The organism is Jannaschia sp. 2305UL9-9 (assembly GCF_041403465.1).
GTDB lineage: Bacteria > Pseudomonadota > Alphaproteobacteria > Rhodobacterales > Rhodobacteraceae > Jannaschia.
Genome location: NZ_JBGEHM010000003.1, coordinates 272032 through 295443, shown reverse-complemented (window position 1 = coordinate 295443; position 23412 = coordinate 272032). Strand labels below are relative to the sequence as shown.

Here is a 23412-nt window from a genome sequence, read left to right as displayed (position 1 = left end):
CGGTGCGCCTTCTGAAAGCGCCGGGGGCCAGCCCCCGGACCCCCGGGATATTTGCGAAGGGAAGAAGGGGGCTCACTGGGCGTGCCTCCCCTTTTGGGCGACGATGCCGCGGGGGCGGACCTGAATGAACAGGATGATGAACAGGATCATGTAGGTCTGCGCGGCCAACGTGTTGGACGGGTTCAGGAACTCGATCCCCTTCTGCAGACCGCCGATCAGGCCCGCACCCGCCAGCGTCCCGAAGACGGAACCGACACCGCCGACCACGACGGTCATGAAGCTCTGCACGATATATCCGGCACCCATTTCGCTGGTGACCTGTGCGAACAGGCCGATGGCCACGCCGGCCACCCCCGCGATGCCGGAGCCGAGCGCGAAGGTCGCCATGCCGACGCGGTCCGGGTCGATCCCGAGGGAGGCGGCCATGCCGGGGTTCTGCGTCACGGCCCGCACCTCCAGCCCCAGCCGGGTGCGGCGCAGGATATAGACCAAGAGGCCGAGGAACAGCGCGGCCAGCACGAAGATGCCGATACGTATGTAGCTGATGCCGACGACGTCATTCAGCGTCCAGGCCCCGGCCAGCCAGTCGGGAGAGGTCAGGGGGACGGCCTGGGTGCCGAAGATGTTCTTGACGATCTGTTGCACGGCGACCGAAATCCCGAAGGTGGCAAGCAGCGTTTCCAACGGACGATGGGCGAGGTGCCGGATGACCAGCCGCTCCAACGCGACCCCGGCGGCGGCGGCCACCACGAAGGCCAGCGGCAGCGCGATGATCAGCGACACGGTGTAGTCAGGCACGACCTGTTGCACGACATAGCCGGTGTAGGCGCCCAGCATGATGAATTCGCCATGCGCCATGTTGATCACGCCCATCACGCCGAAGGTGATCGCAAGGCCGATCGCGGCGAGGAAGTAGATCGACGCAAGCGACAGCGCATCGAGCCCCAGATCGGCCGCCTGGGCACGCGCGACGCGGGATTCGACCTCGGCCAGCGCGGCCTCGGCGGCGGTGGTGATGACGGGATCGTCTTCGTCATAGACCTCGGTAATCGGGTTGTCGGACAGCAGCGTCTCGATCGCGTCCAGCGGGGGGCGCGGCGGGGCGGTGCCGGCCGAGACGAGGGTTTCGTAGGCGGACCAGCGCGCCTCCTCGGTCGACAGGCTGGCGACGGGGATGCCGTTCACGGTGCCTGCATCGATGGCGGCGACAAGGGCGGCATCGCGGTCGGCGCGGGTCACATCGGGGGGCAGGATATCTTCGGCTGCCAGAAGCTCCAGCGCCTGCCGCTCCGTCAGGTCGCGACCGACCTGCAGGATCCGGGCGACGTTCGCCCCGGCCGGTGGCGTCCCGACAAGCGTGTCGGTCGTCAGCAACCCGTTGAGTGCCGCGCGCGCCTCCAGCGACACCTGGTCGGACATCCAGTCGATCGCGGCGAGGCGGGTGGGCACGTCGCTGCCGAACTGCACGGTGATCAGGCGGTCTAGCGCGATCTTGCGCGCGCGGATTGCCGCGTCCTCCTCGGTGTCGATGGAGGCGCGCAGGGGGGCGAGGAGGTCTTCGCTGGGACTGCGCGTCAGGCTTTCGAGGGCGGCGCGGCGGCGGTCCGGGTCCGGGTCGTTAAGCTGGAACCGGACGAGGGCGGTGCCGATCAGGCGACGCACACCGGCGTTCGGTTTCAGCTCGGTCGCCTCGCGACGGCCGACGGTGCCCGCGTCGGCACCTCCGTCTACATCGCGCAGGACATAGAGGTCACCCTCGCGCGTTCCGAAAAAGAACAACCCGTCGGCGTCGCGCTGAACGATGCCCTTGTCAGCCCAAGCCTCGAGGAACGACGGGATGCCGGGCAGGCCGGATTCCGCCAGATCGTCGATGACGGGCTGAATTGTGCGACGGGACGGTTTCGCCAGATCCTCGGCGTGGGTCTGAAGCAGGGTCTGCACCGGCGCATCCTGCGCGGACACGGGCTGGGACAGAAGCATCAGCGCAATGAGACAGCGGGTCAGGGCGGCGAAGGGCATGGTGAATATCCGGTCGGGCAGGGGAACGCCGACCCCCCGGGATATCGGGGGATCGGCGCATGTCACGTCAGGTCGGGATCAGTAGTTCGACTGGATCTGGACGCAGGTCTCGGTCTCGGTGTTGTACATGCCGCAGCCGAGGCCCGGCCAATCCGAGGTCAGAACTGCCGAGTCCGGCAGGTAGTCGGTCCAGGCGTCGCCCTCGACTTCGCTGGTCTGGCTGATGATGTCGAACTGGCCGTCCTCGGTGATCTCGCCGATCAGGACCGGCTTGGCGAGGTGGTGGTTCGGCAGCATGACGGCGGTGCCGCCGGTCAGGTTCGGGAATTCCTGGCCATACATCGCATCGCGGACGGCATCGACGTCGGTGGTGCCGGCTTCGGTGACGGCGTTCACCCACATGTTGAAGCCGATGTAGTGGGCTTCCATTGGGTCGTTGGTCACGCGGTCTTCGCCCATGCGCGCCTTCCACGTCTCGATGAACGCCGTGTTGGCGTCGGACTCGGCGGATTGGAAGTAGTTCCAGGCGGCGAGGTGACCGACGAGGTTCGTGGTGTCGAGGCCCGAAAGCTCCTCCTCACCGACCGAGAAGGCAACGACAGGGATGTCGTCGGCCGAAATCTCGGCGGCGGCCAGTTCCTTGTAGAAACCGATGTTGGCGTCGCCGTTGATCGTCGAGATCACGCCGACCTGGCGGCCATCCTCGGACATTTCGACCACGTCACCCACGATGGTTGCCCAGTCGGAGTGGCCGAAAGGCGTGTAGTTGACGAAGATATCCTCCTCCGCGATGCCCTTCGACTTCAGGTAGGATTCCAGAATGTTGTTGGTCGTGCGCGGATAGACGTAGTCCGTGCCGAGCAGGGCAAAGCGTTCGACGCCCAGTTCCTCGAGGAAGTAGTCGACCGCCGGGATCGCCTGCTGGTTGGGGGCGGCGCCGGTGTAGAAGACGTTCTTGGACGATTCCTCGCCCTCGTACTGGACGGGATAGAACATCAGGCCGTTCAGCTCTTCCAGAACCGGCAGCGCGGATTTGCGCGACACGGAGGTCCAGGACCCGAAGATCACGTCGACTTCCTCGACGGTCAGCAGTTCGCGGGCCTTTTCGGCGAACAGCGGCCAGTCGGAGGCGGGGTCGACCACCACGGCCTCCACGTCACACCCCAGAAGGCCGCCGGCTTCGTTCTGCTGATCGACGAGCATTTCGATCGTGTCTTTCAGCGTCGTCTCGGAAATAGCCATGGTCCCGGACAGGGAATGCAGGACCCCGACCTTGACGGGGCAGGATACGTGCCCGTCGGCAAGGGCCGGTGCGGTCGCAAGGGCAAGTGCTGCGGTCAGAAGTGGTGTGCGGATCATTTGTGTCTCTCCCCAGATGGTGACGCAGCGGACCGTGCGATCCGTGCAGTGGCGGGTTCCACATTTTCGCAAGGGTCCGACGCCGCATTGCAGCGAAACGCACAAAAAAGCAGCAGAAAGGCGGGGAATGGCGATCTATCGACCGCCTGTTGATCGGTTGAAAGGCACTTTGGGTCTTCGATCTGATACTAGTCGACCAGTCGAGTCGGGCGACAACGGCACATATGCCCCGGCTGATGCGTGTCAGATCGCGCGCAGATTTGTCCGTTCGATCAATGCCAACAGCATCTTTCCCGCGGCTTGGCGGTGGGCACGGTGCAGGGCGCGGGCGGCGTCGGCGTCGCCAAGGCGGATGGCGTCGACGACGGCGCGATGATCGGCGTTCGATTGCACGGGCAGGGAGCGCGTCCAGAGGGTCACGGCCCGTGCGCGGCGCACTTGGTCCCCCATCATCGCGACGACGGCTTCGGCCCGCGCGTTGCCGCCAAGGCGCATCAATGCCGCGTGAAACCGGTCGTCCGCCTCGGCCCACGCCTGCCGGTCCTCCCGCGCCAGCGCGGCGTCCATCTGGGCCATCGCGTCATTCAGGGGGGCCAGGGCGGCATCGGAATGCCCTGCCTCGGCGGCACGCCCTGCGGCGAAACTTTCGAGTTCGGTCAGCACCTCGTAGATCTGGCGCATGTCGTCGGGGGATATCGGCAGAATGCGCAGGCCCTTGCGGGGACGGAGTTCCACGAGGCCCTGCGCGGCCAGTTGCACCGCGGCTTCGCGAATGGGCGTGCGCGACATGCCCAGCCGTTCGGCCAGTTCAGTCTCCAGATGGTCGGACCCTGCGGGCAGGGTGCCATCGAAGATCAACCGCCGCAACGCTTCGGTCGCGGCGGCGGCCCGTGCAGGGGGGCGGGCCTCAGTGGTCATGCGACACCGCCCGACCGCTCAATAGGTCGCGCGCCCACCGGACAGGTCGAAGACCGCGCCGGTGGTGAAGGAATTGGCCGGGCTGACAGCCCAGACGATCATTTCGGCGGCCTCGTCGACCTCCAGAAACCGGCCACGCGGGATCTTGGAGAGCATGTAGGCGATGTGCTCCTCGCTCATCTGGTCGAAGATCGGCGTGCGCGCGGCGGCGGGGGTGACGCAGTTGACGGCGATGTCCTGACCCGCCAATTCCTTTCCCAGCGACTTGGTGAAACCGATCACCCCGGCCTTGGAGGCGGAATAGGCACAGGCGTTCGGGTTGCCCTCCTTGCCCGCGACGGAGGCGATGTTCAGGATCCGGCCATAGCCCGCGGTCTGCATGCCCGGCACGACCGCGCGATTGACGTGGAACGTGCCGGTCAGGTTGATCGCGACGATCTTGGCCCAGTCTTTCAGACCATAGTCCGCCACGGGCACGTTCGGACCCGCGATCCCGGCGGAATTCACGACGATGGACGGCGCGCCGAAGGCGTCGACCGTCTTGGCCAGGGCGGCCTCGACGGAGGCATAGTCCGAGACATCGCAGCGCACGGCGATCGCGTCCTTTTCGTCGGCCACGGCCTCCGCGTTGCGGTCGTCGCTCATGTCCCAGCTGGCGACGCGCACCCCTTCGGCCAGCAGGCGCTTCATCACCGCCAGACCGATCCCCTGTGCGCCCCCGGTGACGACTGCCACCTGTCCTGCCATGCTCATCTCGCTCTCCCTCTGCGATGCTACGGCGCAAGACTAACCCTCGCAATCAGTGGGGAAAAGGTGGCAATCGCCCCTCCTGCTTGGATAGACAGGGGCCATGGATACATCTCGCCCCCTTGCCGGCATCCGTGTGCTGGACATGACCAACGTTCTGGCAGGCCCCTTCGCCTGTCATCAGCTGGCGCATCTGGGCGCCGATGTCATCAAGCTGGAACTGCCGGATGGCGGTGACCTCGCGCGTCAGCTCGGGCAGGACGAAGCCCTGTCCGAACAGGGCATGGGCATCAGTTTCCTTGCCCCGAACGCAGGCAAGCGATCCGTTACTGTCAACCTGAAGACACCAGAGGGCCGCAAGGTTCTGGAGGACCTCGTGCAGCATGCCGACGTCCTGGTCGAGAATTTCCGGCCCGGCGTGATGGACCGTCTGGGCGTCGGTCCTGTGTATCTGCGCGGCCTGCGACCCGAGCTGATCTATTGCGCGATATCGGGCTTCGGTCAGGATGGGCCCTTGTCGCAGCGCCCGGCCTACGACCAGATCGTGCAGGGCATATCGGGGGCGATGGCGGTGACCGGCGATGCGGCGTCCGGTCCCCTGCGCGCCGGATGGCCGGTCAGCGATACGGTCGGCGGGTTGACGGCGGCCATGGCGATCACGGCGGCCTTGAACGCGCGGCCACGGGGATGCTTCATCGATGTCTCCATGCTCGACAGTCTTCTGGCTACGATGGGGTGGGCCGTCTCGAACTGGTTGATCGGCGGTGTGGCGCCCGTGCCGGCGGGCAACGAGAACCTGACGTCGGCCCCGTCGGCGGCCTATCCCTGTGCGGACGGGCCGCTGAACATCGTCGCCAACAAGCAGGAGCAATGGGAGGCGCTGGCCCGGCATCTGGGGCTGGACGACATGCTGGCCGATGACCGGTTCGCGACGAGGCTGGATCGCAAGACCAACCGCACCGTCCTGAATGCCCGGATCGGGGGCGTGCTGGCCACCCGGCCCGCCGCCGACTGGGAGGAGGAGCTGAATGCCATCGGCGTTCCGGCCGGTCGTATCCTGACGATGGAACAGGCGCTGGACCAGGATCAGATGCGTGTCCGCGATCAGATCGCGCATTATCACCTGCCGGATGGGCGCGACGTGCGCCTGTTCCGGACCGGGATGCATATCGACGGCAAGGCCCCGGCGGTGGATGCCGCCCCGCCGCCGTTGGGGCAGGATACCGACGCGGTCCTGTCGGAACTGGGCTACGCCGCGGACGACATCGCGGACCTGCGGCGGCGTGGGGCTGTCTGACGCGCGGTCACGGCTGCCGCACTGCGTTGGTCCATTCCCGCAGGAATCGCCCGCGTACGAGCGGGTCCACATGAACCAGAAGGCCCGTATCCAGACGGATCGGCCGCAGGTGAGGCGCACGGGCAAGGGCGGTTTCGTCTATCGGTGGCAGACCCGCCTCGGCCACGGCCGTCTGCCCGGCAGGTGACAGCAGGAAGGTCAGGAACGCGCGCCCGAGATCCGGATTGGACGATGATCGCGGGACCAGCGCCGTGCGCAGGAGGATGTGGGTGTAATCCAGCATCTCCAACACCTGCGTGCCCTCTGCGGCCGCGTAGGACCCGAGGATGTTGTACGCCAGCAGGAGATCCCCCGACGCGAGATCGGCAAGCATCGCCCCGGTCGAGGCATACAGGCGCGGATGCAGGCCGCCCATCACCTCGGCCAGCCGCCAGGAGGTTTCGGACTGCCGCGCATCCTGTGTTGCGAACAGATAGCCCGCGCCGGACCGGCCGGGATCATAGGTGCCAACACGACCGCGAAACCTGTCGGGGGCGTCGCGCAGCGCGGCGATCAGGTCGGATCGGGTGCGCGGTGGTTGGCCCGCGAAGGCCCCCGGTGCGATGCCCGTCACCACCGGTTCCTGCGCAAACCCCCAGACCTCGTCCCGCCAGCGGGCCAGCGCGGGCCATCCCGGCGTGCCCGGGGCGGACAGGGCCAGACCGTCGTTTGCCAGCTTCATCTGAAGGTCCATCGCCGACGAGATGGCAAGGTCGAACGGCGCGCCGGCTTCGATTGCCTTGTGCACCTGCGTGGTGGCGGCCGTCACGTATCTGACGTCCATTCCGGGATTCAGCGCCTGAAAGGCCCGCACGATTGGGGCAAAGACGTCCGTGTCCGTAGTCGATATGATCGACAGAAGGGTCGCGCCGCCGCCCTCGAAGGTCACGTCCTGTTCGACCTCGTAGGCCCGTGTCGCCAGCGGCAGCAGGGACAGCAGGACCATCAGGCCGCTGGCAAGGTAAGCGTGGCGCATGTGCCGCCCTCCGGTCTTTGCATCAGGGTCAGCCTGCCACCCATCGCGGTTGCCGCTGCCTCTACGATCGACAGGCCCAGACCGGAGCCGATGACATCCGTGACGTTGTCGCCGCGCGCAAAGCGCGGCATCAGGTCCGCCGCGGGGGCGGACAGGCCACGCCCCCTGTCGCAGACAGCAAGGACCACGGGCTGCGTTCCCGTCAGATCGATGACGACCTCCGATTCCTCGGGCGAATATTTCACGGCGTTGTCGATCAGGTTGCGCAGCGCCGCCTCGAGGGGAACCCGATCGCCCCGCACGATGGCCCGATCCCATCCCTCGTGGTGCAGGGTCACTTGGATATCGCGCAGTTCCGCGAGGGGGCGCGCCGTGCGCACGACCTCCTCGGCCAAGCGCGCAAGATCCACCGGCGCCTGTCCCGCCTGATCCGAGCGATAGACCACCGCCGCATGATCCAGCAGCTGCCCCGCGGTGCGCGCGGTGGCATCCGTCAGGCGCAGGATAGCACGCAGGTGGTCGCGCGTTTCGGGCGTGGCGCCGCGCAACGCGATCTCGGCCCGTCCGCGCAGGGCGGACAGGGGCGTGCGGATATGATGCGCGGCTTCGGCGATGAAGGTTTCGGTCCGGTTCGCGCTGGATTCCAGCCGCGCGATGAACCCGTTCAGGGCATCGACCAGCGGCACCAGCTCCGACGGGACGGGGCGGTCGACGGGGCGCAGGTCGCCCGGCCCCCTGCGCGCGACTGCCCGGGCCAGATTGCGCACCGGGCGTGTCACGCTGCGCGCGGTCAGAACCGCCATCGCGGCGGCCAGCAGGAAGAAGCCGATGCCGACGGCCCCGGCCCGGTTCGACAGCCCCCCGGCCAGGGCGTCGCGGGACCGGCTGCCTTGGGCAAGGGCGACGCGCACGTCTACGGACCGCCCATCGGCCAGCAAGGTGCGATCGATCACGGCGACGCGGACCGGTTCGCCCCGGTAAGTGGCGGACAGGAAGCGTGGGCCAAGCGTGGCGGGCGCCGGGGGCAGGGGCAGATCGCCGTAGCCGGTCACCGTCTCGCCGGAGACGTCGATGCGGTAGAACACGCGTTCCTCGCCGACGGCGCCGAGGATCGAGAAGGCCATGAAAGGTATATCGACCTCGACCCCATCTGTCCCACCCCGCATTTCGTCGGCCACGGCACGTGTCGCGGCCCCCAGTATCCCGTCCTGCGTGTCCTGCGCCGCCTCGTTCGCCACATCACGCACGAGCAGCCACAGGATGATCGACAGCGCCGCAGCCCCCGCCAGCAGCAGAAGGGTCAGCCGCCGCCGGATCGACAGGCCGGGGTGCCAGTCGCCATGCACGGCGGGGGCTGTCCGGTCGCGATCAGGCAAGGCGGTATCCGACGCCGCGCACCGTCTCGATCCGCACCGAGGAGTCTTCGAGTTTGCGACGCAGGCGCGCGACATAGACCTCGATGGCATTTTCGCTGACATCGTCGGCAGCCGAGAACAACCGGTCCGTCAGCTGTGCCTTGGGGTGGATGCGGTCCGGCGCCGAAAGCAGGATCTCCAGCAGGCGCATTTCCCGGTTGCGCAATTCGCAGGGTGCCTCGATCCCGGCAATCGAAAGTGTCGCCGACAGAACGTCGAAGGTCAGGTCGCCGTGCCGGATGACCGGGCGCGACTGGCCCGCGCGGCGCCGCAGGACGGCACGGATGCGCGCCTCCAGTTCCATCGTGTCGAACGGCTTGGTGACATAATCGTCCGCCCCCGTATCCAGCAGGGCAATGCGGTCGGCCACGTCGGACCGCGCCGTCATCACGATTACGGGGGTGTCGCCGGACCGTCCCTCGCGGTGGTCGGCCAGAAAGTCGCGTCCGTCCCCGTCCGGCAGCATGATATCCAGCAGGATCAGGTCATAGGCCGTGACCGCCAGATAGTCGCGCGCATCCGACAGCGTGGCGGCGTGATCGACGGCATGGCCGTCCAGCGCCAGCCGTTCTGCCACGGTCTGCGCCAGTTGTGCATGATCTTCGATAAGCAGGAATCGCATGGTCGGGCCGTGTTTTCGCGTTCGTGACAGGTTGGTGTCAGGTTGCGGGGCTTTAACTGCGCTCGCAAGGGCCCTCGGGGAGGGGGCCTTACGGTCTTTGGGAGGACTACATGACAATCACGTTTCGCGCCCTGCTGACGGGTGCCGCCATTTTCGTGGGTGGCGCTGCCACCGCCGCCGAATGCATCGCGCCGGCCAACCCCGGTGGTGGCTGGGACTTTACCTGCCGCCAGATCGGCAAGATCCTGTATGACATCGGCCAGACGGAGCAGCCCGTTCAGGTCACGAACATGGCGGGCGGCGGCGGCGGTCTGGCGTTCCAGTCGGTCGTGAACGAGCGGAACGACGAGGAAGATCTGATCATCGCGGCCAGTCAGGCCACCGCGACGCGTCTGGCCCAGAATGCCTATGGTGGAGCCACGGCCGACCAGGTCCGCTTTCTGGGGGCCATCGGTGCCGACCCCGGCGTGATCGTCGTCGGGGCCGACAGCGAGTTCCAGACGCTGTCCGACATGATGGACGCGATGAAGGCCGACCCGGGATCCGTCGCCTTTGCGGGTGGATCGGCAGCCGGCGGTTTCGATCACCTCAAGGTCCTGCAACTCGCCAAGGCATCCGGCATCGATGAGGTCCGTTCGATCAAGTACATCGGTGTGGACGGTGGCGCGGATGCGATCACCCAGACGGTCGGTGGCTTTACCCAAGGGATGACGGGCGACATGTCCGAAGTCGTGGGCTTCATCCAGTCCGGGGACGTCCGCGTTCTGGCCGTCCTGACCGAAGAGCGCGTGCCGGGCTTCGATGACATCCCCACCGCGGTGGAGCAGGGTCTCGACGTGGTCGCCGTCAACTGGCGTGGCCTCTACGTGCCCAAGGGCGTCTCGGACGAGCATTTCCAGGCATGGGCCGACAAGCTTCAGGCCGTCGGCGAAAGCGATGAGTGGGCCGAGGCCATGGCGGCCAACGGTCTGGCCCCGTTCCTCGTGACGGGCGACGACTTCGAGGCGTTCATCACCCAGAACATCGCCGACGTCGAAGCGCTGTCGCGTGAAATCGGTGTGATTCAGTGACACTGAACGACCGCACATTCGGCGCGGTCGTGGTGCTGGGGGCGGTGGCATATGCTGCCGCCGCCCTACAGCTACAGACCGGCTTCATGACGGATCCCGTCGGGTCCAAGACCTTTCCGCTGATCGTTGCAGGCGTCTGCGCGCTCTGCGGTCTGGTGATGATGGCACGCCCGGACGATGCCCCGGATTGGCCGATGGGCAAGACGTTGCTGTCGCTGCTCGTGTCCGTCGCGGTGCTGGCGGGCTATGCCTATGCGATCAAGCCGCTGGGTTTCATGATCCCGACCGCGATTGCCGCAGGGGTTCTGTCCTATCAGATCGAACCCAAGGCAAAGGGCGCCGTGATCGCGGGGCTTGGCCTGTCGGTCGGGCTTTTCGTGATCTTCAAGTTCGTTCTGGGCCTTGGCCTGACTGCGTTTCCGGGCCTGTAGGCGGCGTTGATCGGTTGCGATACGGTGCGGACCGGTAAGCCGGTGCTGACGTAATCAAGCAGGTGCGCAAAGGCGCGGCACGGCTGTCGGCTGCTGCGCAATTCACTGAAGACGCGGGTCCGACGGTATGGGGCACCGCGCGATGACAAGGACAGACACTGGTGGATATCCTCTCGAATCTTGCGCTCGGATTTTCGGTCGCCCTCAGCCCCTGGACCCTGATGCTGGCGATCCTGGGCTGTTTCATCGGCACCATCGTCGGGGCGCTGCCGGGGCTGGGCCCGTCGAATGGCGTGGCGCTGCTGATCCCGATCACGTTCTCGCTCGGGCTGGACGCAACGGCGGCGCTGGTCCTGCTGACGGCTGTATATTACGGCGCGATGTATGGCGGGCGGATCAGCTCCATCCTGCTGAACATTCCGGGTGACGAACCCGCGATGATGACCTGTCTCGACGGGTATCCCATGGCCAGGAACGGGCGTGCGGGCGATGCGCTGGTGATTTCGGGCGTGGCCAGCTTTGTCGGTGCCCTTCTGGCGACGATCGCCCTGCTGTTGATCGCGCCGATGCTGGCGCGGGTGGCCTATCTGTTCGGGCCTGCGGAATATTTCGCGCTCTACCTGCTGGCGTTCTCCACGCTTGGTGGCATCGCGTCCAAGAACCAGGCAAAGGCGGCGCTGGCCTCGGCCATCGGTCTTGGCATCGCGATGATCGGACTGGACAACCAGACCGGCCTGCCACGGTTCACGGGCGGCAACCTGCACCTTTTCGACGGCATCGACTTCCTTGTCGCCATTGTCGGCCTGTTCGCCGTCTCCGAGGTTTTCGTCTTCATCGAAAGCCACGGCAAGGGCAGCGCGCTGGGCGTCAAGCTAGGCAAGGTGACGGTGCCCTGGCGCGACCTGTGGGACACCAAGTGGACGATGCTGCGCTCTTCCACCCTTGGTTTCGTCGCCGGTGTCCTGCCGGGCGCGGGGGCCTCGCTGGGCAGTTTCCTGACCTACATGATGGAGAAATCCATCGGCGGTGACAAAGCCGGGTTCGGCACCGGCGTACCAAAGGGCGTCGCCGCCCCCGAGGCGGGCAACAACTCGGCCGCCGGTGGCGCGCTGGTGCCGATGCTGACGCTGGGCGTGCCGGGGTCGGGGACCACCGCCGTCCTGCTGGCCGTTCTGATGACGCTGAACATCACGCCGGGTCCGACCCTGTTCGCGGACCGCCCCGAGGTCGTCTGGGGCCTGATCGCATCGCTGCTGATTGCGAACTTCGTCCTGCTGGCGATGAACGTGCCGATGGTGAAGGTCTTCGTGAAGATCCTGATGGTGCCGCCCGCTCTGCTGCTGCCCGGCGTGATGATGGTCAGCTTCGTGGGCATCTATTCCCTGACGGGCAGCTATTTCGACCTGCTGCTGATGATCGGGTTCGGCGTCATGGGGTGGCTGTTCCGCAAGCTCGACATCCCGACGGTGCCGATCATCCTCGGCATCCTTCTGGGCAACGCGATGGAGGACAACCTGCGCCGCGCCATGATCCTGTCGGATGGCGATGTGTCCTTCCTGTTCTCGTCGGGCATTTCGATCGGGCTGTGGGCGGCGGCGATCCTGGGTTTCGTCGCCCCGATTTTCCTGCGTAGAGTCATCAGGAAACCCGTAGTGCCACCGATGGAGACGCCGGATCATGCCAAGCCGATCGACTAGGTACGTTGCAATGCCCGAGGTGCGCGCATGAGCTATGTTCGTGTTCTCGTGCCCGCCGGTGCCCTCGGGCTCGGCTGGGATGCCGATGCCCTCGAGGCGGGGCTGGCGCGGCGCCCCGACATCATCGCGATCGACGGCGGATCCACAGATAGCGGACCTGCCTACCTCGGACGGGGCGTCAGCAAGTATTCACGGGCCCAGACCAAGGCGGAATGGGGCACCCTGATCGATGCGGCCCACCGCGCCGGGTGCCCTCTGGTGATCGGAACGGCGGGCACCTGCGGCGCGGGCAGCGCGGTCGACTGGCTGTATGAGATCACGCAGGAATGCCTGTCGGAAGCGGGGCGCAATGCGCGTGTGGCGTTGCTCTACTCCGATCAGGACCCACAGCATCTGGCTGAGATGTGGGAGGTCGTGACCCCGCTGCCCGGTGCGCCGGATACCCGCGCGGCGGATCTGTCCGACTGCACCAATATCGTCGCCCTCGCAGGGGTCGAACAGGTGCAGGAGGCGCTGGCCACCGGCGCCGACATCGTGATCTGCGGGCGCACCACCGACACGGCGATCATCGCGGCGCTGCCCCTTGCCGTCGGCTGCCACCCCGGCGCGGCATGGCATGGGGCCAAGGTCGGGGAATGCGGTGCGCTATGCTGCACGCATCCCGATACCGGCGTGATCGAACTGACGTTCGACGAGACCGGTTTCACGGTCATGCCGATGGCCGAGGCCAGCGTCGCGACCGAACGCACCGTGGCGGCGCATCTGCTCTATGAGAACTCCGATCCCATCGTTCTGCATGAGCCGGGGGGATACCTCGACGTGACGGCGGCGACCTATACCGCCGATGGCAAGGCCGTGCGTGTCGAGGGGTCGGAGTGGATCACCGCGCCCTATACCGTCAAGTTGGAAGGCGCGCGCGTGGCGGGGCAGGGGGTCATGTCCCTCGTGCTGGTGCGCGACCCGCGCTACGTCGCACAGATCGATGAATGGTGCGTCTCGTTGGAGGCCCGCGCCCGCGCCAAGATCACCGAACGCATGGGCGATGTGTCCTACGATCTGGAACTGCGACGCATCGGCCTCGACGCGACGCTGGGCGCGTTGGAGCCGGGGACCGCCACCCCGAACGAGATCGGCGTGATGGCACAGGTCATCGCCCCCGATGCGGCCGTCGCGCGCGAGGTTGCCAAGGCGGTAAACCCCCTTTTGCTGCATCATCCGTTGACGGCAGAAGAACCGATGCCGACCTTTGCCTTCCCGTTCAGCCCGCCGGAAATCGACCTTGGGCCGCAGTACGAATTCGTGCTGCATCATGTCTTGCCGCTGGACGACTCGATGGATGCCTTTCGACTGGAGGTGATGGATGTCTGAACTGGGCCATCATGCGAACCGCATCCGGTCCAAGAACGCCGGGCCGTTCTGGATCACGATCGACATCTTTTGCGATGATGACGGCTATGACATCGTGGCCGCCATCCCGACGGAGACCTTTGCCGCCCGGCTTGGCGTCGGCAAGGTCAAGCGTTTCGACCTGCCCGACCTCAACGTCGTGAAGCTGAGCCTGCCGCGACCGCAGATCCAGGGCAGCAGCCGCGACCGCGACATGCACGGCGCGGCCTTGGCCGAGGTGTTGCGGGCGATGCCGGTGAACGGCGGCTAGAACGTCTCCAACCGCAGTTGGGCGTCGCAATATTGGCCGTCGGCGGTGCCCACCCAGATGTCGAGGATGCCGGAAGACGGGGCCGTCAGGCTGATCATCGCGTCGAGATTGCCGTTGTCGTCATCGTCGTAATACCAGTTTCCGGCCGGTGTGTTGATCAGCAGCGTACTGTCGCAATCGCTGACCACCGCGATGACGAGGGTGAACCCGGCGAGGCCCGGTGTCTCGAGGGTGAAGTCAGGCTTGATGGAGAAATACCCTTCGCCCCGATCGCTGCGCAGGCCATTGAAGATGCCGCGACAGGATTTCTGCAGGCTGTAATTGCCGCCGGCGGTGACGTTGAAGTACTTCGGCTCATACATCTGTTGCCCGGTGTAGCGGCCATAGGCCCCATTCTGCCGCACATCCGGACAGGCGGCCGCAACCGTCGCCATCCCGGACAGACCCAACGCCATGACCGTCCCTGCACAAAGTTTTCCGAACATGTCCCATCCCTCCCGTGATCGGCAGAGCGTAGCAGTGCAACAGGCGATCGACATACCCCGTTTCGAGGGGGCAACGGGCCGATTTGCCCCCTTTCCGGCGCAGATCGGGGTCTTGCGCGCCGGGTCTTTCGCCGGTGCCATGTCGCGCCTATAGATCGCCACAACGCAAATGACCGGAGCCATGCCCACATGCGCCGCGCCACGATCACCCGAAAGACCGCTGAAACCGACATCTCGGTCACCCTCGACCTCGACGGGTCGGGCACCTACGACAATCAGACAGGCGTCGGCTTTTTCGACCACATGCTGGACCAGTTGGCGCGCCATGCCCTGATCGACATGCAGGTGCGTTGCGAAGGGGACCTGCACATCGACGATCACCACACCGTCGAGGATGTGGGCATCGCGCTGGGACAGGCCTTGTCGCAAGCGATGGGCGACAAGCGCGGGATCTGCCGCTATGGGTCCTGTCTGCTGCCGATGGACGATGCGCTGGTGCGGGCGGCACTGGATCTGTCGGGGCGGCCCTATCTTGCGTGGGAGGTCGCGATGACCGCGCCGCAGATCAAGACATTCGATACCGAACTCGTGCGCGAATTCTTCCAGGCCCTGTCGACACACGGCGGCATCACCCTGCATGTCGATTGCCTGCGTGGCATCAATTCGCACCATATCGCCGAGGCCGCCTTCAAGGCCGTCGCCCGCGCCTTGCGCGATGCATTGGAGCAGGATCCGCGCAAGGCCGATGCCATTCCATCCACCAAGGGGTCTTTGTGACGTGCTGACGGTTCTGGTCGATTACGACAGCGGCAACCTGCATTCGGCCCAGAAGGCGTTCGAACGGATGGCGGCCGAGACGGATGGCGGGACGATCCTCGTGTCCCAGCGGCCCGAGGATGTGGCGCGGGCGGACAGGATCGTCTTGCCCGGAGATGGCGCCTTCCCGGCCTGTCGGCGCGGCCTGCAAGGCTTCGACGGGCTGGAAGATGCCGTGCTGGAGGCGGTCGGGCCACGCGCACGGCCGTTCATGGGGATCTGTGTGGGCATGCAGATGCTTGCCACGACTGGGCGGGAATACGAGGACGTGCCGGGGTTCGACCTGATTGGCGGAACGATCGATCGGATCGTGCCCTCGGACCCGGCGCTGAAGGTGCCGCACATGGGATGGAACGACCTTGTGCTGACCGGGGAGCATCCGGTGCTGACGGGGCTGGCCACGGGCGACCACGCCTATTTCGTCCATTCCTATGCGATGACGATGGCACGGGCGTCGGACCGCCTTGCGCATGTGGACTATGGCGGTGATGTCACGGCCATCGTGGCGCGGGACAACGTGATCGGCACACAGTTCCACCCCGAAAAAAGCCAAGCCACGGGCCTGCGCCTGATCGCCAATTTCCTTGGCTGGATGCCCTGACGAAGGCGGATTGCCGGGGTCCGGATCGCCCGAGCCCCGGCCAGTGCTCTACTGGATCTTGACCCAGTTCTGGCGGGCACAGATCAGGCCGCCGGCCACGCAACCGCGCAGGGCCATCTGGTTTCCGTTGATCTGTATCTTGCCGAGGTAGACCTTGTCGTTGGACGGACGCCAAACCTGTCCTTCGTAGGCGCCGCCCCCCTGCGCCGCCATGTTGCGCACGATCTGTCGTCCCTTGTTCGGCGAATTGTATTCACCGCCTGAATCGAAGGTCCGCGTGATGGTGCCGCAATAGTTCCCCCCGCAGGGCGCGACGGTGACATAGGCATAGGAGCCGTCGTCGGGCTCCGTCTGCCAGACGCCTTCGATCGGATCGGCCGAAGCGGCTGCGGCAAGGCCGAGTGCGGCCAGCAACGTGAGTGTGAAGCGTTTCATGTATATCCTCCCAGACTGATCCCAGCCTGCGATCAGCGACGGCTGGCGTGCAAGTGTGACGTTTCGGCAGATGCTTCCCTCTGGCGGAGGATTGCGGCACAAGCGCCGCGACAGCAGTCCGACGGAGCGCACCATGATCCTCTATCCCGCCATCGATCTGAAAGACGGCCAGGCCGTGCGCCTCGTGCATGGAGAGATGGACAGCGCCACGGTGTTCAGCGACGATCCGGCGGCGCAGGCCCGCAGCTTTCAGGACGCGGGCTGCGAATGGGTCCATCTTGTCGATCTGAATGGCGCCTTTGCGGGGGCACCCGTCAATGGCGCGGCGGTCGAGGCGATCCTTGCCGCGCTTGATGTGCCGGCCCAGCTGGGCGGCGGCATTCGGGACATGGCGACCATCGAAGGGTGGCTGTCCAAGGGGTTGGCCCGCGTCATCCTTGGAACCGTGGCTGTCGAGGATCCTGATCTGGTGCGCGCCGCGGCCCGTGCCTTTCCCGGGCAGGTGGCGGTCGGTATCGACGCCCGAAAGGGCATGGTCGCAACAAAGGGCTGGGCCGAGGAAACCGACGTCACGGCCACGGATCTGGCCCGCCGGTTCGAGGACGCGGGCGTCGCGGCCATCATCTATACGGATATCGACCGGGACGGTGCCATGGGCGGCCCGAACGTGGAGGCGACGGATGCACTGGCACGCGCCGTCGATATTCCCGTGATCGCAAGTGGGGGCGTGTCGTCCCTTGGCGATCTGCAACGCCTAAAGGCGCAGGGCACCATCGCAGGGGCCATCTCGGGGCGGGCGCTGTATGATGGGGCCATCGATCTGGGCGCGGCGCTCGCCGCGCTTCGCGACTGACGCCGACCGCCCTGTTGTTTTCATCCAAGGGTGCGGTGGTATCTTCCCTCGCATCGCCTGCCACTAGGAACGCGACATGCTGAAGACGCGCATAATTCCCTGCCTCGATGTGGCCGATGGCCGTGTGGTGAAGGGTGTCAACTTCGTCGATCTGGTCGATGCGGGCGATCCCGTCGAATCGGCGCGGGCCTATGATGCCGCCGGCGCGGATGAGCTGTGCTTTCTCGACATCCACGCGACCCATCAGAACCGCGGCACCATGTATGATCTTGCCACGCGCACGGCAGAGGCCTGCTTCATGCCACTGACGATTGGCGGGGGCGTGCGGACCGTCGACGATGTGCGCAACCTGCTTCTGGCCGGGGCAGACAAGGTCAGCTTCAATTCAGCCGCCGTGGCCGACCCCGACGTCCTTGCGCGGGCGGCGGACAAGTTCGGAAGTCAGTGCATCGTCTGCGCGATCGATGCCAAGACGGTCGCGCCCGGCAGATGGGAGATCTTCACCCACGGGGGGCGCAAGCCGACCGGCATCGACGCCGTGGAGTTTGCCCGGAAGGCGATGCAGAAGGGAGCGGGCGAGATATTGCTGACCTCCATGGATCGTGACGGCACGAAGGCGGGCTTCAACCTGCCGCTGACGCGGGCGGTATCGGATGCGGTCTCGATCCCAGTCATCGCCAGCGGCGGTGTCGGCACGCTGGACCATCTGGTCGAAGGCGTGACGGAAGGCGGGGCAAGTGCGGTTCTGGCCGCGTCCATCTTTCATTTCGGCACCTACACCATTGCCGAGGCAAAGGCCCATATGGCGGCCGCCGGCATTCCCATGCGGATGGAGTGACCCATGCACCAGATCGATCGCCTGTTCGCCACCGTCGAGGCCCGCAAAGACGCCGACCCAAGCGAAAGCTGGACGGCAAAACTGTTGTCGAAGGGGCCTGAGAAATGCGCGGAAAAGTTCGGTGAGGAGGCGATCGAGGCCATCATCGAGGCCGTGAAGGGTGATGCCGACGGCCTGGTAAGCGAGGGCGCCGACGTCCTGTTCCATTTCTGCGTGATGCTGGCGGCGCGAGGCGTGACGCTGGATCAGGTCATGCAGGAACTGGCCCGCCGCGATGGCACGTCCGGCATTGCCGAAAAGGCATCGCGCTAGGCGCGGGTCTGCTGACGAAAGAGCGATGCCAGAAGTGCAAGACGACGCGCTGGGTGCGGATCCATTGCGCCGTCTTGCGTATTGCCACGGCAGCCAACCTGCAAACCGACCACCCGACAACGCATCAACCCTAGGGAGAATCGTGGCGGGCGTCCAGACAGGATGGTCGCTCAATCGGGGACAAAGCGTTCAAGCGTGGCGCTAAAGTCGCGAACTGATGATGCCGGTCGCAAAACCACCCTGGCGCAACTCTCCGAAAAGCCGCTGGTATTCTATCTTCGGACAACGGTCCTGAATGATGGGCACACCGGCGGCGGCGCACATTGCCTCGGCTTCGGGGCTGACGATGCCGATCTGAAGCCAGACGCAGACCAGATCAGGCAATCGCGCCAGCCCGTCTTCGACGAGGGCGGGCACGGCCTCCGGCTTGCGGAATATATCGAGGATATGGACCGGACCGGAAATGCTGGCGATATCCGGCACGACCTCTTCTTTGAACAGGGTCGTGCCGGCGCATGTCGGATTGACCGGCACCACGCGGTAACCGCGCAGGGACAGATACCGTGCGACGAAGTGGCTGGGCCGGACGGGATTGGGCGAGACCCCCACGCAGGCGACGGAGCGGGCGCGGGTCAGGACATCGCGCAGCAGCGCGTCGGAGGGCGTTGAGGTCATGATCGGAGCGGAGCAGAAAAAGAGGCCCGCGGCAATGAAGACGCGGGCCAAAGTGTGGAACGAGGGACAGTGAACTGAGGACGCGTGTTCCGACGTCGCCCTCTCAGGTATCTAGGAAACGTCATGGATCGGAAAAGGTTCCCTCACGGCCATGTCATTTCGACAATTTTTCCGGGACCCGGTTTCGGGGTCAGTCGAAGATGTCTTCCAAGCCGTCCCATGCCTCCTCCAACAGGCGATGGAACATGCCCTTTCGGGTCTTTTTCTTGGACTTCTTCTTCTTGTCCTTCTTCACCGGAACGGGGTGCTTGACCGGTGGATGGGCCGCCGCCGCCCGTGCGGTTTCGGGGCGCAGGGATTTCATCCGGGTCAGCGGCGCCCCGCAGGATGCACAGGCCAGCGCATGACCATCGCTCGCCGTGGCGCGCAATGTGGTGCGACGGTTGCAGTAGCAGCAGGTCGCGACCTTGGCGTCAGGCATCGCGAGGCTCCGTCAGCGCATAGAGGGCGACAGCGGCCGCGTTCGAGACGTTCAGGGACCCGAAGGCCCCCGCCGGGTCGACGCGCACCATGCGGTCGCACAGCGATTTGGTCCGGTCGCGAAGGCCTGGCCCCTCGGCCCCCAGCACGATGGCCGTCGGCGTGGTCGCCAGCGTCTGCGCCGCCTCGTGCAGGGTTTCCGGCGCCTCGCCGTCCAGGCCGACGATGGTGTAGCCAAGATCCTTCAGCCGCTCCATCGCGTCGCCAAGATTGCCAACCCGGACATATGGCTGCCGCTCCAGTGCACCGCTTGCCGTTTTGGCCAAGGCGCCGGTTTCAGGCGCGGCATGGCGGGCAGGGGCGACCACGGCACGGGCGCCGAACACTTCGGCAGAGCGCAGGATCGCGCCGGCGTTGTGCGGGTCCGTCACCCGGTCGAGCAGGACGATGACCGGGGCCCCGGGGCCTGGGCGGGCAAGGTCGTCCAGCTTGCCCCAATCGAGTGGTTTGACCTCCAGCGCTGCGCCTTGGTGTACGCTGCCGGGGTCGAGGGGCACGGGAAAGCGTCGTGGGTCCGCGATTTCCGGGGTCATGCCGCTGGCAGGGACGGCGTCGCCCAGACGATCAGCCGCATTCTTCGTCAGCACCAGGCGCAGGCGATCACGCATCGGGTTCTGCAAGGCATCCCGCACCGCATGCAGGCCGAACAGCCATACGGTCGCACTGGCCGCGGCACGCCTGTCCCGCTCCTTCTCGACCACCCATTTCGGCTTTTGCGCCATCTCTCTCACCTTCGGATCAGCTCTGGATGCCTTCCTTAGCACCCGCCCGAGAAACAGGCCATAACACCGCTTGACCCCATCGGCGAAGGTGAGTACTTCGGCGCGCAGTGGGCGACAGGCCGCAAGGTGTGGCAGGGGACTGTAACTCCCTCGAGGCGACTCACGCCTGGTTCGATTCCAGGGTCGCCCACCATTTTTCACGAGGTCATCGGCTTGGCCGCGAAGGGTTTACCCTTCCCGATGCCGCCTTTGGCCTCGTCTGGTCAATACGTTCTTTGGCATCCATGCGCGGTGCGAAAGCGATTTTCCAATTTGAGCATCCCAAGCAGAACTGATGAGCGAAACCGGCCAAATCTGAGATGGTCGAGGAGCTAGTGGAAGTTCCGCTCTTTCCGAATGCAGAATATTGGCCGTGTTTGCTTGTGACTTAAGTCGATGCGCAGATTTTCGGGAAATCATCCATTCCGCTGCGTCAGTCATCGCAATCTGCGAGTTGACTGTGCACGATTGCTTTGTCTCGTTCGCGGATATCCACCGAGCATGGCAAGGATCCGCAAAAGCGCATGCCGATGATCGAACTTTCCTACGTGGTGCGCCTTTCGCTTTGTATCGGCAATATCCCGGAGGAAAATTAACGGTTGCGACGGATCGCGCCCCTGCAGGGGCAGGGTAAAAGCTGCTTTCTTCTATTTAAGGGTGTCCCTGTGCAAACGGGGTTCAAAGGCGCATTGTGCAAGAATGCCAATTATCCTAACATATTATAAAGCAATGCAAAAGCGGAGTTGCATAAAGCGATGAGTATCGATTTTTCCACCTTTACCAGCAGTGATCTTTTGCCTTTCGCGGGCGATGGCGGCGTTCGCGCGCCAAACAGCAATTATTATTGGGGGACTTGGTTCGAGATTTCGGACATCTTCGAAGACGGTCTGACCTTGGGCGATACCGTCTACACCGGGATGCGGGTCAACGCGAATGGTCGGATCCAGTTCGGCAATGGTCTTGGCTGGCAGGATACCTATATCGCAGCTACCAGTTTTTCGCAGGAGATTGATCGTGACTCGGCAGATGTTGTCGATCGCGGTGTCTGGATCAATGCGGATACGGCCCGCGACTCTCTGATTGTTACATGGAATGGAGTGTCCAACGGCCGATGGCGTGGAGGCCTCAACAGCTTTCAGGTCGAAATCATCGATCGGGGTGATGCCGATGCCGAGGTGATCTTTCGTTATGACGACATGCAGTCGCCTTATTATGAAAATCGCCCGGAACGGACAAACGCGAGCTTTTTTCGGTTCGATGGCGAAACGGTGCGCCCGCCGCTCGGCTATATAAACTCGACCCCGAGCACATGGGACAACATCACGGGCAATACCGGCGTCTATGGTGTTTGGCAGTTCCGCATCGAGGATGGAGAGCTGACGGCAGAGGATCTGGTGCTGTCTTCGCGGCGCCTTGTCGGAACCGATGGGAATGACACGCTGGATGGCTGGTTGCGTGCCGACGTGTTGCAGGGGCTGGACGGGGACGATTGGTTGGACGGTGATTCAGGTGCCGACACCTTGATCGGGGGGGCGGGCGACGACACGCTGCTTGGCCGCGACGACGATGATCAGCTGATCGGCGGCACCGGCCATGATCTGATCCAGGGCGCCGCGGGGGACGACGCGATTGGCGCCGGCGAGGGGGATGATACCGTCGCCGGGGGGCCCGGAGACGATACGATCCATGCCGGCGAGGGGGCAAACCGCATCAGTGCCGAAGATGGCGACGATTACGTCACCACCGGCAGCGGGGATGATAATATCGATGGCGGCGATAGAAACGATACGCTGAATTCTGGTGATGGCAACGACACGGTCGAGGGCGGTCATGGCAACGACCTGATCTATGGCGGCAATGGTGACAATCTGCTGTTGGGCGGCGACGGACGCGACTCGCTGTATACAGGCGACGGTAACGATCAGATTAATGGCGGCTCCGGCAACGACTACGTGCTGGCTGGTGCTGGCGATGACACGATTTACGCAGGGTCCGGGGGCGACACTGTCTATGCCGGTACGGGCGACGATATCATTCTGAAAGACGGCGACGCTTATAGCTATTACTACTACACGAGCGAGCTTTACGGGATGGAGGGCGACGACAGGATCGTTGGTGGGCATACCCGTGATGAGATTCTCGGCGGTGATGGGGATGACCATTTACGCGGGCGTGACGGCGAGGATTTGATCGCCGGTGGTTCGGGCGATGATACAATCCTGGGTGATGACCGAAATGTCGTCGAATCCGACGTCTCCCGCGATCTGGGGGATGATACGATCTACGCTGGCGACGGCGATGACTCGGTCTTCGGTGGGCACGGGAACGACATCATCGACGGGAACACCGGCAATGACACCCTGCTCGGCGGCACCGGTGACGACCTGCTGAACGGCGGTGTCGGTGACGATTTCCTGTTCGGTGGCCTTGGTGACGACACGCTTACCGGCGGGCCCGGGGCGGACCGGTTCATGACCACGTCCTACAGCGCCGATGTATCCTGCATCGAAGACTACAGCGCCGATGACGGTGATATCCTTGTGCTGACCGGAACCGCCTTTTCCAGCGAATCCATGCGCCTTGTCGGGCAGCGCATGTACGATCTGGACGGTAGTGTTGCCGAATACGAAAGCCTTTCGCTCGTGCGGATCGGTCCGTCGGGCGGCATTGCTCAGACCATGTTCACCTTCAACAACCCGTCACAGATCGAACAACTCGTGATGTATCTGCCCGACAGCCCGCTGGGCACCGACGGGGAATTCATCGACCTGACGCTGTTCTGACGGGGAATCGACATGGAACGGGCGTGGATGGCAAAATCGCCGACGGCGCCCATGTTCCGGTTCGGG

General features: G+C 64.9%; 24 protein-coding genes and 1 tRNA gene. 13 read left to right on the top strand and 12 right to left on the bottom strand.

Features of this window, described 5'->3' with window-relative positions; translation table 11 throughout:
* Positions 1-72: 72 nt before the first annotated feature.
* From urtB to V6N07_RS14845, 4 genes are all read right to left on the bottom strand, one after another.
* Entirely contained in the window at positions 73-2019 is a 1947-nt protein-coding gene (urtB, locus tag V6N07_RS14860) for an urea ABC transporter permease subunit UrtB (RefSeq protein ID WP_371157166.1), read from the bottom strand.
* 78 nt (positions 2020-2097) lie between these two features.
* Positions 2098-3378, bottom strand: coding sequence for an urea ABC transporter substrate-binding protein (urtA, locus tag V6N07_RS14855; protein ID WP_371157164.1), 1281 nt, complete (start codon positions 3376-3378; stop codon positions 2098-2100).
* A 243-nt stretch (positions 3379-3621) separates the two neighbouring features.
* Positions 3622-4296, bottom strand: coding sequence for a GntR family transcriptional regulator (locus V6N07_RS14850; protein WP_371157162.1), 675 nt, complete (start codon positions 4294-4296; stop codon positions 3622-3624).
* A gap of 18 nt (positions 4297-4314) precedes the next feature.
* Entirely contained in the window at positions 4315-5049 is a 735-nt protein-coding gene (locus tag V6N07_RS14845) for an SDR family NAD(P)-dependent oxidoreductase (protein WP_371157160.1), read from the bottom strand.
* A gap of 97 nt (positions 5050-5146) precedes the next feature.
* Here V6N07_RS14845 and V6N07_RS14840 point away from each other — a divergent pair, with 97 nt between their 5' ends.
* On the top strand, positions 5147-6340 hold the full coding sequence (locus V6N07_RS14840) for a CaiB/BaiF CoA transferase family protein (RefSeq protein ID WP_371157158.1): 1194 nt from the start codon (positions 5147-5149) through the stop codon (positions 6338-6340).
* 7 nt (positions 6341-6347) lie between these two features.
* Here V6N07_RS14840 and V6N07_RS14835 read toward each other — a convergent pair whose 3' ends face one another.
* Genes V6N07_RS14835 through V6N07_RS14825 form a run of 3 tightly spaced genes read right to left on the bottom strand, consistent with a single transcriptional unit; the run spans position 6348 to position 9392 of the window.
* Positions 6348-7355, bottom strand: a complete 1008-nt coding sequence (locus tag V6N07_RS14835; protein WP_371157156.1) for an ABC transporter substrate-binding protein — start codon at positions 7353-7355, stop codon at positions 6348-6350.
* Positions 7325-8731 (bottom strand): sensor histidine kinase, encoded by a 1407-nt coding sequence (locus tag V6N07_RS14830; RefSeq protein WP_371157155.1) that lies wholly within the window; start codon positions 8729-8731, stop codon positions 7325-7327. Before V6N07_RS14830 ends, V6N07_RS14835 begins: the two co-directional genes overlap by 31 nt.
* Complete coding sequence (locus V6N07_RS14825) at positions 8724-9392, bottom strand: response regulator transcription factor (RefSeq protein WP_371157153.1); 669 nt, start codon at positions 9390-9392, stop codon at positions 8724-8726. The genes V6N07_RS14830 and V6N07_RS14825 overlap by 8 nt, the downstream gene beginning before the upstream one ends.
* Positions 9393-9502: 110 nt before the next feature.
* Between V6N07_RS14825 and V6N07_RS14820 the strand changes: the two genes are divergently transcribed.
* The 5 genes from V6N07_RS14820 to V6N07_RS14800 all read left to right on the top strand — a co-directional run bounded on the left by V6N07_RS14820 (position 9503) and on the right by V6N07_RS14800 (position 14247).
* Positions 9503-10462, top strand: a complete 960-nt coding sequence (locus tag V6N07_RS14820) for a Bug family tripartite tricarboxylate transporter substrate binding protein (RefSeq protein ID WP_371157152.1) — start codon at positions 9503-9505, stop codon at positions 10460-10462.
* The gene (locus tag V6N07_RS14815; protein WP_371157150.1) at positions 10459-10893 is read left to right on the top strand and encodes a tripartite tricarboxylate transporter TctB family protein; all 435 of its coding nucleotides are present in this window, start codon (positions 10459-10461) and stop codon (positions 10891-10893) included. The genes V6N07_RS14820 and V6N07_RS14815 overlap by 4 nt, the downstream gene beginning before the upstream one ends.
* Before the next feature lie 161 nt (positions 10894-11054).
* Complete coding sequence (locus V6N07_RS14810; protein ID WP_371157148.1) at positions 11055-12590, top strand: tripartite tricarboxylate transporter permease; 1536 nt, start codon at positions 11055-11057, stop codon at positions 12588-12590.
* 27 nt (positions 12591-12617) lie between these two features.
* Positions 12618-13958: an acyclic terpene utilization AtuA family protein gene (locus V6N07_RS14805; RefSeq protein WP_371157147.1), complete on the top strand. Its 1341-nt coding sequence runs from the start codon at positions 12618-12620 to the stop codon at positions 13956-13958.
* A complete protein-coding gene (locus tag V6N07_RS14800; protein WP_371157145.1) occupies positions 13951-14247 on the top strand; it encodes a DUF4387 family protein in 297 nt (98 codons plus the stop codon). The genes V6N07_RS14805 and V6N07_RS14800 overlap by 8 nt, the downstream gene beginning before the upstream one ends.
* Here the strand turns inward: V6N07_RS14800 and V6N07_RS14795 are convergent.
* Positions 14244-14732: a hypothetical protein gene (locus V6N07_RS14795; RefSeq protein ID WP_371157144.1), complete on the bottom strand. Its 489-nt coding sequence runs from the start codon at positions 14730-14732 to the stop codon at positions 14244-14246. The two genes, V6N07_RS14800 and V6N07_RS14795, sit on opposite strands and share 4 nt — an antisense overlap.
* Before the next feature lie 189 nt (positions 14733-14921).
* Between V6N07_RS14795 and hisB the strand changes: the two genes are divergently transcribed.
* Together hisB and hisH are read left to right on the top strand one after the other, a co-directional pair.
* Positions 14922-15509, top strand: coding sequence for an imidazoleglycerol-phosphate dehydratase HisB (hisB, locus tag V6N07_RS14790; RefSeq protein WP_371157143.1), 588 nt, complete (start codon positions 14922-14924; stop codon positions 15507-15509).
* A gap of 1 nt (position 15510) precedes the next feature.
* Positions 15511-16149, top strand: a complete 639-nt coding sequence (gene hisH, locus V6N07_RS14785; RefSeq protein ID WP_371157141.1) for an imidazole glycerol phosphate synthase subunit HisH — start codon at positions 15511-15513, stop codon at positions 16147-16149.
* 48 nt (positions 16150-16197) lie between these two features.
* Here the strand turns inward: hisH and V6N07_RS14780 are convergent, their stop codons facing one another.
* Positions 16198-16584 (bottom strand): DUF2147 domain-containing protein, encoded by a 387-nt coding sequence (locus tag V6N07_RS14780; protein WP_371157139.1) that lies wholly within the window; start codon positions 16582-16584, stop codon positions 16198-16200.
* Positions 16585-16717: 133 nt separating this feature from the next.
* On the opposite strand from V6N07_RS14780, the gene hisA reads away from it, so the two are divergent.
* The 3 genes from hisA (at position 16718) to V6N07_RS14765 (ending at position 18587) form a co-directional block, all read left to right on the top strand.
* Positions 16718-17437, top strand: coding sequence for a 1-(5-phosphoribosyl)-5-[(5-phosphoribosylamino)methylideneamino]imidazole-4-carboxamide isomerase (hisA, locus tag V6N07_RS14775; RefSeq protein ID WP_371157137.1), 720 nt, complete (start codon positions 16718-16720; stop codon positions 17435-17437).
* Positions 17438-17513: 76 nt separating this feature from the next.
* Positions 17514-18275, top strand: coding sequence for an imidazole glycerol phosphate synthase subunit HisF (hisF, locus tag V6N07_RS14770; RefSeq protein ID WP_371157135.1), 762 nt, complete (start codon positions 17514-17516; stop codon positions 18273-18275).
* Positions 18276-18278: 3 nt separating this feature from the next.
* Positions 18279-18587, top strand: a complete 309-nt coding sequence (locus tag V6N07_RS14765) for a phosphoribosyl-ATP diphosphatase (RefSeq protein WP_371157133.1) — start codon at positions 18279-18281, stop codon at positions 18585-18587.
* Positions 18588-18788: 201 nt separating this feature from the next.
* On the opposite strand, the gene V6N07_RS14760 is transcribed toward V6N07_RS14765, so the two are convergent.
* From V6N07_RS14760 to rlmB, 3 genes are all read right to left on the bottom strand, one after another.
* The gene (locus V6N07_RS14760) at positions 18789-19262 is read right to left on the bottom strand and encodes a CoA-binding protein (protein WP_371157131.1); all 474 of its coding nucleotides are present in this window, start codon (positions 19260-19262) and stop codon (positions 18789-18791) included.
* A gap of 190 nt (positions 19263-19452) precedes the next feature.
* Positions 19453-19743, bottom strand: coding sequence for a hypothetical protein (locus tag V6N07_RS14755; protein ID WP_371157129.1), 291 nt, complete (start codon positions 19741-19743; stop codon positions 19453-19455).
* Complete coding sequence (gene rlmB, locus V6N07_RS14750; protein ID WP_371157127.1) at positions 19736-20524, bottom strand: 23S rRNA (guanosine(2251)-2'-O)-methyltransferase RlmB; 789 nt, start codon at positions 20522-20524, stop codon at positions 19736-19738. The genes V6N07_RS14755 and rlmB overlap by 8 nt, the downstream gene beginning before the upstream one ends.
* A gap of 109 nt (positions 20525-20633) precedes the next feature.
* On the opposite strand from rlmB, the gene V6N07_RS14745 reads away from it, so the two are divergent.
* Together V6N07_RS14745 and V6N07_RS14740 are read left to right on the top strand one after the other, a co-directional pair.
* Positions 20634-20717, top strand: a tRNA-Tyr gene (locus tag V6N07_RS14745).
* 601 nt (positions 20718-21318) lie between these two features.
* On the top strand, positions 21319-23346 hold the full coding sequence (locus tag V6N07_RS14740) for a nidogen-like domain-containing protein (RefSeq protein WP_371157125.1): 2028 nt from the start codon (positions 21319-21321) through the stop codon (positions 23344-23346).
* Positions 23347-23412: the final 66 nt, after the last annotated feature.